This window comes from Luteimonas sp. MJ250, assembly GCF_039548455.1.
Taxonomy (GTDB): domain Bacteria; phylum Pseudomonadota; class Gammaproteobacteria; order Xanthomonadales; family Xanthomonadaceae; genus Luteimonas.
In genome coordinates, this window is the sequence record NZ_JBCLVB010000010.1 from 492,992 (window position 1) to 504,980 (window position 11,989).

Genomic DNA, 11,989 nt, shown 5'->3' on the forward strand with positions numbered 1-11,989 from the left:
GGGTGGCACCGCACGCGCGGTGCCACCGGTGCCCTCAGGCCAGGAGGCCCTGGCGCAGGGCGGCCTCGCCGTCGACGCTGCCGGCCTCGAGCGCGCGGATGCGCTCTTCCAGCGGCGGGTGGCTGAGCATCAGCCGGCGCAGGCCGTGGCCCATCGCACCGCTGATGCCGAAAGCCGCGACCTGCTTGGGCAGGGTGTTCTGGCCCTGGTTGAGCGACAGGCGCTTCAGCGCCGCGATCATCTTCGGGCGGCCGGCCAGCGCGGCGCCGCCGGCGTCGGCGCGGAACTCGCGATGGCGCGAGAACCACATCGCGATCATGCTCGCGAACAGGCCGAACACCATGTCGAGCACGAACACGATGGCGAAGTACGCCAGCCCGCCACCGCCATTGTCGCGGCCACCGCTGAGGTAGCCGTCGATCACCCGACCGACCAGGCGGGCGAGCACGATCACGAAGGTGTTGAGCACGCCCTGCAGCAGGGCCATGGTGACCATGTCGCCGTTGGCGACGTGGCTGACCTCGTGCGCGAGCACCGCCTCGGCCTCGTCCTGGTCCATCGAGCGCAGCAGGCCCGTGGACACGGCGACCAGCGCGTTGTTGCGGTTGGCGCCGGTGGCGAAGGCGTTGATCTCGGGCGCGTCGTAGATCGCAACCTCGGGCATGCCGATGCCGGCGGCCTGGGCCTGGCGGGCAACGGTATCGACCAGCCAGCGCTCGACGTCGCTCTTCGGCTGGGCGATGACATGCAGGCCGGCGGCGCGCTTGGCCACCCACTTCGAGGAAAGCAGCGAGATCAGCGAGCCGCCGAAGCCGAACAGCGCGGCCATCACCAGCAGGCCGCCCATCGACTGCGGGTTGATGCCGAACACCGACATGATGATGCTGAGCAGGGCCAGCACCGCCAGGTTGGTGGCGAGGAAAAGGACGACGCGCTTGAGCATGGGAACGGTTCCTGCAGGGTTCGTGGTGCAATGCCATGAAGTGTGACCGGCCGGGATTGAATTCAAGATGACGGCGCAGAGCCCGCCATGACCAACAGACCGCCCCCTCCCGACACGTTGCAGCCGCCGCGCGCCACTCCGTCCCCGATGCGCGGCCGGTTCGCGCCCTCGCCCACCGGCCCCCTGCACTTCGGCTCGCTGCTGGCCGCCTTCGGCAGCTGGCTGGCCGCGCGCCACGCCGGCGGCGAGTGGTGGATCCGGATCGAAGACGTGGACCAGGGCCGCGAGCTGCCGGGCGCCGCCCGGGCGCAGCTGCGCACGCTGGCGGCCTTTGGCCTCGAGCATGACGGCGCGGTGGTCCGCCAGTCCGAACGCAGCGGGCTGTATGCCGCCGCCCTCGACCGTCTGCTCGGCCAGGGCCTGGCCTTCGAGTGCCACTGCAGCCGCAGCGACGTCGCCCGGTCCGGCGGCATCCATCGCGCCTGTCGCGTCGGCGCGCGCCGGCCGGACCCGGCCATGCGCCTGCGGGTGCCGGATGGCAGCCACGCGGCCTTCGACGACGCGGTCCACGGCCACGTGGCACAGGACGTGGCTCGCGAGGCCGGCGACTTCGTGCTGCGCCGCGCCGACGGCTGGTGGGCCTACCAGCTCGCCGTGGTCGTGGACGATGCCGCGCAGGAGATCACCGACGTGGTGCGCGGGGCCGACCTGCTCGACTCGACGCCGCGCCAGCTGCTCCTGCAACGTGCCCTTGGCCTGCCACGACCGCGCTACCTGCACCTGCCCCTGGTGCTCGACGTGGACGGCCGCAAGCTGTCGAAGTCGCGTGCATCGCTGCCGGTGGACGACGCCGACCCGCTGCCCGCGCTGCGCCGCGCGTGGCGCGTGCTCGGCCAGGACCCGCGCATGCTGCCGGCGCGGGCCGGACTCGGGGTCACGCTCCTGGCGGCGGTGGGCGCCTTCGATCCGGCGCGCATCCCGCGCGGGCCGCAGCCCGCCCCCGCACTGCACAATGCCACTGCAATGCCGCGCGCATAGAATCGAACGCAGCGGGCGCGTCGCGCCTGGCATCGGGAGCGATGACATGACGTCACGGGTTGCGTTGGTTACCGGGGGAACCGGCGGCATCGGCACTGCCATCTGCAAGCGCCTGGCCAAGGCCGGGCACAGGGTCGCGACCAATTACCGCAGCGAGGAGAAGGCGCGCGCCTGGGAGAAGGCGATGCAGGCGGAAGGCTTCGACTTCACCCTGGTCAAGGGCGACGTGTCTTCGGCCGATGAGGCCGAAGCCATGGTGCGCAGGGTCGAAGAGGCACTCGGCCCCATCGAGATCCTGGTCAACAACGCCGGCATCACCCGCGACTCCACCTTCCACAAGATGGCGCCCGAGCAGTGGACCGACGTCATCACCACCAACCTCAACGCCTGCTACAACGTCACCCGCCCGGTGATCGAAGGCATGCGCGAGCGCAAGTGGGGCCGCATCGTGCAGATCAGCTCGATCAACGGCCAGAAGGGCCAGTACGGGCAGGCCAACTACGCCGCCGCCAAGGCCGGCATGCACGGCTTCACCATCTCGCTGGCGCAGGAAAACGCGAAGCTGGGAATCACCGTCAATACCGTCTCACCCGGCTACATCGGCACCGACATGGTGATGGCGGTGCCCGAGGCGGTGCGCGAGAAGATCGTCGCCCAGATCCCGACCGGCCGCCTGGGCATGCCGGACGAAATCGCCTATGCGGTGGCCTTTTTCCTGCCCGATGAAGCGGCCTGGATCACCGGCGCCAATCTCGCCGCCAACGGTGGCCAATACATGGGCTGGTAGCCTGCGCGAAGCCTCATGCAGGCCGGTTGCAAGCGCTGTTGCACTGCGTCATGCTGCGGTGAGTCAGGGAAATCGAGCACCGCAGCATGGCCATGCGCGTCATCAAGAAGTATCCCAATCGCCGCCTGTACGACACCGAGATCTCCAGCTACATCACCATCGAGGACGTACGCCAGCTGATCGTGGACGGCGAGGATTTCGAGGTTCGCGACGCCAAGAGCGGCGACGACCTCACCCGCCAGGTGCTGTTGCAGATCATTTCCGAGCAGGAGCAGGACGGCCAGCCGATCCTGTCGACTGAACTCCTGAGCCAGATCATCCGCTTTTATGGCGATTCACTGCAGGGCTTCATGGGCTCCTACCTTGAGCGCTCGATGCAGACCTTCCTCGAGCAGCAGCAGCAATTCCGCCAGCAGATGGGCGGCATGCTAGGCCAGAGCCCGTGGTCGATGATGAGCGGCATCACCGAACGCAACATGGCCATGTGGCAGGAATTCCAGCGCAACATGGCCGCCGGCGCCAAGCCGGCCGGGAAGCCGACCGGGTCGGCCAGCGGCGCCAAGCGCAAGTAACTCTCCCGCCCCCCGAGAATCCCCGGCGAAACCTTCGGGAAAGCGCCTGCAGGAGCAGCTATAGCCGCTCCTGCAAAAGCCCCATGGGTCATCAGCTGCGGGGTGCAGGCGCCGCGTCGGCGCAGAAGCGCTGCCGGTATTCCATGGCCTTGGGCATCAGCGACTGCAGGTTCTCGATGCGCGTGCCCGGGTTGGGATGCGTCGACTGGAATTCGGGCGGCGCCTGGCCGCCGCTGGCCGCGCTCATGCGCTCCCACAGCGGCACCGATTCCTGCGGGTCGTAGCAGGCGGCCGCGGCCAGCATCAGGCCCACGTAGTCGGCCTCGGTCTCGTGCTTGCGCGCATAGGGCAGCAGGTAGCCATAGCCCATCGCCGCCATCACCATCTGCTGCTGCTGCGGGTCCATGCCGCTCATCGCGCCGGCCATCTGCCCGACCTGCGACAGCTTCTGCTGCGCCATGCGCTGGGCACCGTGGCGCAGCAGCGCGTGGGCGATCTCGTGGCCCATCACCACCGCCATCGCGTCCTCGTTCTGCGCCACCGGCACCAGGCCGGTGTAGACGGCCATCTTGCCGCCGGGCAGGCAGAAGGCGTTGGCCTGCTCGGACTGGATGACCTGGACATCCCATTCGAAGGTCGACGAGAAGCCGGTCGGCTGCTGGCCGTTCTCCGCCGCGAGCGCGGCCTCGATCTCGGGCACCTTGGCGATCAGCCGGCGCGCGATCTCCTGCACCTCGCGGGCGATGGGGGTGGCGGGATCGACCGGCCGCTCCTGCGACAGGATCTCCTCGAAGGCCTGCAGGCCCAGCGCCTTCTCGTCCTCGACCGACAGCGAGCGGTCGATCAGCACCTTCTCGCCGGTCACCGGATCGAGGGTCTGGTTGGAGAAGTAGTAGTACGCGCCGTAGCCGATGAAGGCGACGAGGATCAGGATCCTGGGGTTGAAGCCACGCCCCCGCGGCCGCGCCGCATGCTGCTGTTGCCGACGCCCGAGAGGATTCTGTCGCATGTGTCGCCCCTGCCTTGTTTTCAGATGTCGCGTGCAACCCGGAAGCCGACGCGCGCGTTGGTGTTGTCGACCGGCGATGGCGCGCGCCAGGAGCTGCGCGTCTGCGGTGGCGAGCTGGCCCAGGCGCCACCGCGCACCACCTGCATGCGGCAGCCCGGGTTGACCCAGGCGGTGCCGGACACCGGTGCGCGACGGTAGCTGTCGTGCCAGCAGTCGGCGACCCATTCGCTGACATTGCCCTCAAGATCGTGCACACCGAATGTGTTTGGCGTGAACGTGCCCACCGGCGCCGGTCCCCAGTGGCCGTCGCCATAGTCCTTGAAGGCATTGCTCCAGCCACGGCCGCCGGGCGACCTGTCCTTGCTGCCGGTCAGGTTGCCCGCGCGCGCGGGCGGGGCGTCGTCACCCCAGGGATAGCGCCCTTCACCGCCGGCGCGCAGGGCGTATTCGAATTCGGCTTCGCTTGGCAGCCGGTAGCGCTGGCCGCTGACTTCGGCCAGCCAGTCAACATAGGCCTGGGCGTCGCGGGCGCCGACGTGCACGACCGGCAGGTTGGCCGCGGCCGGGGAGCCCGCGAAGTCCGAACGCCAGTCGACGCCGCTGCGGCGCACGAAGTTGCCGCTGCGCTCGTCGTAGGCCATCGAGAAGCCGCGGCGCTCGGCGCGCGTGCGGTAGCCGGTGGCGTCGACGAAGCGGCGGAACTCGCCGACGCTGACCTCGTTGAGCGAGAGCGCGAAGCCACGATCGAAGCGGAGGTAGCGCCGCGGCCGCTCGCTGTCGTCGGCGTCTCCGTCGTCGTCCGCCGCACCCATGCTGAAGCCGCCATGCGGCACCACGACCATCTGCGGCCCACGCCCGCCGGCGGCGGCGTCGGTGAAGCGCTGCCCGGGGCGGTAGTTGCCGTAATGAACGGCCAGGTCGATGCGTTCACGAAGCTCGGCGACCGCGGCGTTGCCGGGCTCGGCCAGCACCAGCATGCGCGCCAGCATCGCGCGCGCGCGCGCGATGCCGTCGCCCCGGGGCAGCGCGGCGATGCCCTCGTCGCGCAGGCGCAGGATCCAGGCCCGGCGCTCGATGCCGATGCGGGCGCGGGCATCAGCCACCGTGGCGGCGTCTTCGCGCACTGCGCCGGCGTGGCCAAGCCAGGTCGCGGCGCCCTCGAAGTCGCCCTTGGACGCCGCGTCTTCGGCGCGCCGGATCAGGGCGCTTTCCACCGCGGCCCGGATCTGCAGCGCGCGCGCCTGGGCGTCGTCAAGCGCCAGCGCCCTGCGCACCAGGGCCAGGGCACCGCCGCCCGACTCGCCCAGGCGTCCGGCGCGGAGCTCCTCCAGTGCGGCGCGATTGATTTCGGCCAGCTGTTCGGCGCGATCCACACCGGCCAGGTACGCGCGCACCTTTGCATCGGCCGGACGCAGGCTGCGTGCCACCGCCGCCACCTCGCGTGCACGGCGCAGCGCGTCGTCGTCATCGCCGGCGTCGTCCAGGGCGGCGGCGCCCTGCACCAGCAGGCCCTGCAGCGCGCGCTCAAGGCCAGCGGCGGCTTCGGTACTGTCGGAGTCGCGTGCAAGCACCGCCTGGTACAGGGGGATCGCGGAATCAGGACCCGCAGCCAGGTTGCCGGCCTCCAGCGCCCGGTCCGCGCGCTCCAGGGCGTCGGGCAGCGCCGCTTCGTCGTCGCCCAGGTCCACCCGCGGCGCACGCCAGGTCAGGCTCCCGGCCAGGCGGTCATCGCCGCTGATGATGACGCTGCCATCGCCGCGGCTGGCGGCGGCCTGCGGTGCATCGGGAGCCTCGGCCTCATCGCGCGCGCAGCCGGCCGCCAGCAGCATCGCAAGCGCGGCGGCGATACCGGCCCGGCGCGACCAGGCGGCGTGCATGGAAAGCGTCTGATGGGTAGTCACGGGCGCCAGATTACGGCAAGCAGGCCGCGTCGCGCAGCCGGGTGGCCCGCCGCCCGACGATTGCCGCCGATGCACGGCGGCCGGTAGGCTGGCGCCGATGGAACACGACTTCACCTGGGTCAGCGACCCCGCCGCGCTGCTCGCCCGCTTCGAAACCCGCCCGTCCCGCATCGGCCTGGACACCGAATTCATCCGCGAACGCACCTGGTGGCCACACCTGGCGCTGGCGCAGATGGCCGTGCGTGACGAGATCCTGCTGCTCGACATGCAGGCCCCCGGCATGGCCGATGCGCTGCGGGGCATCTTGCTGGATGCCGACATCACCAAGGTGATGCACAGCGCCAGCGAAGACCTGATCGCGTTCCTGCACGCCTGCAAGGCAGTGCCCGAAACCCTGTTCGACACCCAGGTGGCCGCGGCGATCGCCGGCATCGCAGCGGGCGCCGGCTACCAGCGCCTCGTGGCCGACATCACCGGCGTGGCGCTGGGCAAGGGCGAGACCCGCTCCGACTGGACGCGCCGGCCGCTGTCGGACGCCCAGCTTGCCTATGCCGCGGACGACGTGCGCCACCTGTTCGAACTCCACGACCACCTGCAGGCCCGGCTTGAAGCCCTTGGCCGCGAGGCCTGGCTGCGCGAGGACTGCGAGCGCATGGTCGCCAACGCCCGCGACGAGAGCCTCGAGCGCTGGCCGCACCTGCCGATCCGCGCCGCCCAGTACTTCAACCAGGCCGGCCAGCACCGCCTGCTGCGCCTGCTGCGCTGGCGCGACGCCTGGGCGCGCGAACACGACCGGCCGCGCAGCTGGGTGCTCGACAACGACCTGGCCGCGGCCATCGCGCGCTGCGAGCCGACCGACCAGGCGGCGCTGAAGGCGCTGTTCGACCGCCACCCCAAGGCTCCGCGCAAGCTCCTGGCCGAGGTCTGGACCGCGCTGGTGACGCCCATGGCCGACGAGGCCGACGCGCCGCCCATCCGCACCGAAGAGCGCGACAAGCGCGCGGTGCGCCGCCTGCAGGAGGCCGTGGCCTCCCGCAGCGCCGAACTCGGCCTGCCCGACGGCGTGCTGGCCTCCCGCCGCCGACTTGAATCTCTCCTGGATGACCAGGACTGGGCCACGCTGGGCGGGTGGCGACGTGCCCAGCTGGAACCGGTGCTCGCGCCGCTGCTCGCCGATGACGCGCGGGAATTGCCGACCGGGGATGCGCACGCGTAGAATGGTCCGCCTGATGGGGCGGTAGCTCAGCTGGGAGAGCGTCGCGTTCGCATCGCGAAGGTCAGGGGTTCGATCCCCCTCCGCTCCACCAATCAGACTTGTCACTCGGCGCAGTGATATCCACGCAGAAAGGCTGGACGGGAAACCGCTCCGGCCTTTTTTGTGGCGCTTCTCCCGACTGGGGAGGCGTATGGACGGCCCGGCAGCGTGGCTCTCTCGTTTCGAGGCTCAGGGATGCTGACGTGACCGCTGGTTCCGGGAGCTTTCTCCACTGGGGTCCGCGCTGCACGTCCCGCGCATTTTTCCGTTCTGGTGTGCGCTGCACATGCCGCGCATTTCTCCGCTGCAGTCCGCGCTGCCCGTCCCGCACACAGGGGTGTGCTCCCCCGGCCTGTCCGCGTCCTGCTCCCAAGGCCGGCCGCCGGCCATCCATGGCCGGCTGTACGCACACCCCCTGTGCACGGGACGGGCCGTGGAGTTTTCCTGCTTAGGGTCGAAGATCAAGAGCGGGGGCGCTCGCAAGCGTGGCCGTGGTGTGGCGTGGCTTGGCTGTGCCGCTTGATCCGGTGACGACCGCCCGCTTGCGACATCTGCGTCGACGTTGCCCCGGCCCACCACCGCGCAAAAGGTTCGAGCCCCCCCCGCCGCCGGCACTTCGCCATGCACGCATACCCGCGTTCTTTGCCCGTCCCGGAGGCACCGTGCGAGAATTGGCGGCTGCTGCCTCCGTAGCTCAGCTGGATAGAGCGTCCCCCTCCTAAGGGGAAGGTCGTGCGTTCGAATCGCGCCGGGGGCACCACTTTCGCCTCAAGGAGTTTCCCCATGCCCCATCCCGTCCTCACCGCCCTCGGCCTGTCCGCCACCGAATCCGGCACTTACCTCGGCAACGGCGAGTGGTCCAAGACCCGCGATGCCGGCGTGCTGGAGCCCGTGAACCCGACCGATGGCGACGTGCTGGCACAGGTGCACGCCACCTCCGCCGAGGACTACGAAATCATCGTCGAGCGCGCCCAGCGCGCGTTCAGGACCTGGCGCACCACGCCGGCGCCGCTGCGCGGCGAAGCGGTCCGCCTGTGCGCCAACGCGCTGCGCGCCAACAAGGACATGCTGGGCTCGCTGGTCGCGCTGGAGATGGGCAAGTCGAAGCCCGAAGGCGACGGCGAGGTCCAGGAGATGATCGACATCGGCGACTTCGCCGTCGGCCTCTCGCGCCAGCTCTACGGCCTCACCATGCACTCCGAGCGCCCCGGCCACCGCATGTACGAACAGTGGCAGCCGCTGGGCATCGTCGGGATCATCTCGGCGTTCAACTTCCCGGTAGCGGTCTGGGCCTGGAACGCGCTGATCGCGGCCGTCTGCGGCGACATCTCGATCTGGAAGCCTTCGGGCAAGACCCCGCTGTCGGCGATCGCCTCGATCCGCATCTGCAACGAGGCCCTGCGCGAAGGTGGCTTCCCGGACCTGTTCTTTCTGTTCAACGACACCGACAACGCGCTTGCCGAGCGCATGGTCGACGACCGACGCGTGTCGCTGATCAGCTTCACCGGCTCGACCAGGGTCGGCCGCCAGGTCGGCGAACGCGTCGCGCGCCGCCTGGGCCGCTCGCTGCTCGAACTCGGCGGCAACAACGCCATGATCGTCGACGAAACCGCCGACCTGAAGCTCGCGATCCCGGCGATCGTGTTCGGCGCCGTCGGCACCGCCGGCCAGCGCTGCACCAGCACGCGCCGCGCCTTCATCCACGAGTCGATCTATGACGACGTGCTGGCCAAGCTGAAGGCCGGTTACGCGCAGGTGGAAACGAAGATCGGCGACCCGACCGACCCCGCAAACCTGATGGGCCCGCTCAACAGCCAGTCGGCGGTCGATGCCTTCCTGGCGGCGATCGAACAGGCCAAGGCCGCAGGCGGCACGGTCGAGAGCGGCGGCACCGCGTTCACCGACCGCAAGGGCTTCTTCGTGCGCCCGGCGATCGTCACCGGCCTGGCCCATGACGCCGAGGTGGTGCAGACCGAGACCTTCGCGCCGATCCTGTACGTGATGAAGTATTCGGAACTCGAGGACGCCATCGCCATGCAGAACGACGTGCCGCAGGGCCTGTCGTCGGCGATCTTCACCACCAACCTCAAGCGCGCCGAGGCCTTCCTGTCGGCGGCGGGTTCGGACTGCGGCATCGCCAACGTCAACATCGGCACCTCCGGCGCCGAGATCGGCGGCGCGTTCGGCGGCGAGAAGGACACCGGCGGCGGTCGCGAGTCGGGCTCGGATGCGTGGCGCGCGTACATGCGCCGCCAGACCAACACCATCAACTACTCCGACGCGCTGCCGCTGGCACAGGGCATCAAGTTCGACCTCTGAGGACAGCATGTACGGCCTGGCGCGCCCCTTTCTCTTCGCACTCGACGCGGAGCGCGCGCACGGCCTTGGGCTGTCCTCGCTCGAGGCGCTGCACCGCATGCGGGTGCAGCGCCTGCTGGGGGGCGTGCCGCGCGCGTTCCCGACCAGGGCCTTCGGCCTGAGCTTCCCCAACCCGGTCGGCCTGGCCGCCGGGCTGGACAAGAACGGCGAGCACATCGATGCACTGCTGGGGCTCGGCTTCGGATTCGTCGAAGTCGGCACGGTCACGCCGCGGCCGCAGCCGGGCAACCAGAAGCCGCGCATGTTCCGCCTGCCGAAGCACCAGGCCATCATCAACCGCCTCGGCTTCAACAATGCCGGCGTCGACGCCCTGGTGCGCAACGTCGGCCGCGCGCGCCGCCGCGACCACGGCCTGCTGGGCATCAACATCGGCAAGAACAAGGACACGCCCAACGAGTCCGCGCACGTCGATTACCTGCACTGCCTCGAGCGGGTGTATCCGCTGGCCGACTACGTCACCGTCAACATTTCCTCGCCCAATACCGCCGGCCTGCGCGAGCTGCAGGAGGAGCAGTCGCTGCGCCACCTGGTGGGCACGCTGCGCGAGGCGCAGGAGCGGCTGGCGTCGCGCCACGGCCGCCGCGTGCCGATGCTGGTCAAGGTCGCACCCGATCTCAGCGACGAGGACATCGACGCCGCCGCGCGCGTGCTCGGCGACCTGGGCGTGGACGGCGTGATCGCCACCAACACCACGGTGTCGCGCATCGCAGTGCAGGACCATGCCCACGCGCACGAGTCCGGCGGGCTGTCGGGCGAGCCCTTGATGAACAAGTCCACCGCGGTGCTGCGCATGCTGCGCACCCGCCTGCCCGAGGGCATCCCCCTGATCGGCGTTGGCGGCATCCTTTCCGGCGCCGACGCGGCCAAGAAGACCGCCGCCGGCGCCTCGCTGGTGCAGCTCTATACCGGCCTTGTCTACCGCGGCCCGGCGCTGATCGGCGAGTGCGTCGAAGCCATCCGCCGGCGCAAGGAAGCGCCGAGCCGCGGCAACCTCCCGAACCTGTGAGTGCCGCCGCCATCGACGCAGACCCCGCGGTGCGCTGGACGCGCGACGCCGACCTCGGCGCGCGCACCAGCTTCCGCGTGCCCGCGCGCGCGGCCTGGCTGGTCGAAGTGGCCGATGCCGATGCCCTGCCCGGCGTCCTTGCCGATCCACGCATGGACGACGGGCTGCTGGTGTTCGGCGGCGGCAGCAATCTGCTGTTCGCGGGCGACTTCGGCGGCGTCGCGCTGGCGCTCACCGGCGATGCGGTCGCGCTCAATGCCCATGGTGACAGCGATGGCGATGGCGAGACCGTCATTGTGCGTGCCGAGGCCGGCCGCGGCTGGCACGACTTCGTGCTCCACACCCTGGCGATGGGGCTTTCCGGGCTCGAAAACCTCTCGCTGATCCCGGGCACGGTCGGCGCCGCGCCAATCCAGAACATCGGCGCCTACGGCGTCGAGCTCGACCGCCGCGTGCATGCCGTCGAAGCCTGGGACCGCGAACGCGGCGCAGCGGTACGCCTGGCCGCGGCCGACTGCGGCTTCGCCTACCGCGACAGCCGCTTCAAGCGCGAGCCCGGGCGCTGGGTGGTGACCGCGGTGGAGTTCATGCTGTCGCGCACGTCGCAGCTGGAGCTCGGCTACGCGGGCCTCGGCGCCGAACTCGCGGCCATGGGCCTCACCGCGCCCACCCCCGCACAGGTCTCCGACGCGGTCTGCAGGATTCGTCGGCGCAAGCTTCCCGATCCGGCTCTGCTCGGCAATGCCGGCAGCTTCTTCAAGAACCCGATCGTGTCGTCGGCGCAGGCTGACGCCCTGCTCTCCGGGCATCCCGGCCTGCCCTGCTTCGACGCCGGCAGCCCCGGCATGCGCAAGCTGTCGGCGGCCTGGCTGATCGAGGCCGCCGGCTGGAAGGGCCATCGCGACGGCGACGCCGGCGTCGCGCCCGGCCACGCGCTGGTGCTGGTCAACCATGGCGACGCCAGCGGCGCGGAACTGCTGGCGCTGGCCCGCCGCATCGCCGCTTCGGTGCAGGCGCGTTTCGGCGTCGCGCTGGAGCCGGAACCGCGCATCATCGGCGCGCACTGGTGAGCGCGGCGGCGGCGGCGAGCCCGCAGGCA

10 protein-coding genes and 2 tRNA genes are annotated in these 11,989 nt (G+C 70.4%); 9 read left to right on the top strand and 3 right to left on the bottom strand.

The annotated features are described in order from the left end of the window. Positions 1–34 precede the first annotated feature (34 nt). The gene (gene htpX, locus WCE37_RS05885; protein ID WP_343278537.1) at positions 35–943 is read right to left on the bottom strand and encodes a protease HtpX; all 909 of its coding nucleotides are present in this window, start codon (positions 941–943) and stop codon (positions 35–37) included. An 87-nt stretch (positions 944–1,030) separates the two neighbouring features. Between htpX and gluQRS the strand changes: the two genes are divergently transcribed. From gluQRS to phaR, 3 genes are all read left to right on the top strand, one after another. After that, positions 1,031–1,981 carry a tRNA glutamyl-Q(34) synthetase GluQRS gene (gene gluQRS / locus WCE37_RS05890; RefSeq protein ID WP_343278538.1) on the top strand — a complete coding sequence of 317 codons (951 nt, stop codon included), beginning with the start codon at positions 1,031–1,033 and terminating at the stop codon, positions 1,979–1,981. A 46-nt stretch (positions 1,982–2,027) separates the two neighbouring features. Continuing rightward, positions 2,028–2,768, top strand: coding sequence for an acetoacetyl-CoA reductase (gene phbB, locus WCE37_RS05895; RefSeq protein WP_343278539.1), 741 nt, complete (start codon positions 2,028–2,030; stop codon positions 2,766–2,768). A gap of 86 nt (positions 2,769–2,854) precedes the next feature. Then, positions 2,855–3,340 (top strand): polyhydroxyalkanoate synthesis repressor PhaR, encoded by a 486-nt coding sequence (phaR, locus tag WCE37_RS05900; RefSeq protein WP_343278540.1) that lies wholly within the window; start codon positions 2,855–2,857, stop codon positions 3,338–3,340. 91 nt (positions 3,341–3,431) lie between these two features. Here the strand turns inward: phaR and WCE37_RS05905 are convergent, their stop codons facing one another. Together WCE37_RS05905 and WCE37_RS05910 are read right to left on the bottom strand one after the other, a co-directional pair. After that, positions 3,432–4,349 carry a M48 family metallopeptidase gene (locus tag WCE37_RS05905; RefSeq protein WP_343278541.1) on the bottom strand — a complete coding sequence of 306 codons (918 nt, stop codon included), beginning with the start codon at positions 4,347–4,349 and terminating at the stop codon, positions 3,432–3,434. A 20-nt stretch (positions 4,350–4,369) separates the two neighbouring features. Then, the gene (locus WCE37_RS05910; RefSeq protein ID WP_343278542.1) at positions 4,370–6,226 is read right to left on the bottom strand and encodes a formylglycine-generating enzyme family protein; all 1,857 of its coding nucleotides are present in this window, start codon (positions 6,224–6,226) and stop codon (positions 4,370–4,372) included. A gap of 121 nt (positions 6,227–6,347) precedes the next feature. On the opposite strand from WCE37_RS05910, the gene rnd reads away from it, so the two are divergent. From rnd to murB, 6 genes are all read left to right on the top strand, one after another. After that, positions 6,348–7,466 (top strand): ribonuclease D, encoded by a 1,119-nt coding sequence (gene rnd, locus WCE37_RS05915; RefSeq protein ID WP_343278543.1) that lies wholly within the window; start codon positions 6,348–6,350, stop codon positions 7,464–7,466. 15 nt (positions 7,467–7,481) lie between these two features. After that, positions 7,482–7,557: transfer RNA gene (locus tag WCE37_RS05920), tRNA-Ala, on the top strand. Between the two features lie 631 nt (positions 7,558–8,188). Next, a tRNA-Arg gene (locus WCE37_RS05925) sits at positions 8,189–8,265 on the top strand. A 23-nt stretch (positions 8,266–8,288) separates the two neighbouring features. Beyond that, positions 8,289–9,824 carry an aldehyde dehydrogenase family protein gene (locus WCE37_RS05930; RefSeq protein ID WP_343278544.1) on the top strand — a complete coding sequence of 512 codons (1,536 nt, stop codon included), beginning with the start codon at positions 8,289–8,291 and terminating at the stop codon, positions 9,822–9,824. Positions 9,825–9,831: 7 nt separating this feature from the next. Then, positions 9,832–10,890: a quinone-dependent dihydroorotate dehydrogenase gene (locus WCE37_RS05935; protein ID WP_343278545.1), complete on the top strand. Its 1,059-nt coding sequence runs from the start codon at positions 9,832–9,834 to the stop codon at positions 10,888–10,890. Further along, positions 10,887–11,960, top strand: coding sequence for a UDP-N-acetylmuramate dehydrogenase (gene murB, locus WCE37_RS05940; protein WP_343278546.1), 1,074 nt, complete (start codon positions 10,887–10,889; stop codon positions 11,958–11,960). The genes WCE37_RS05935 and murB overlap by 4 nt, the downstream gene beginning before the upstream one ends. Positions 11,961–11,989: the final 29 nt, after the last annotated feature.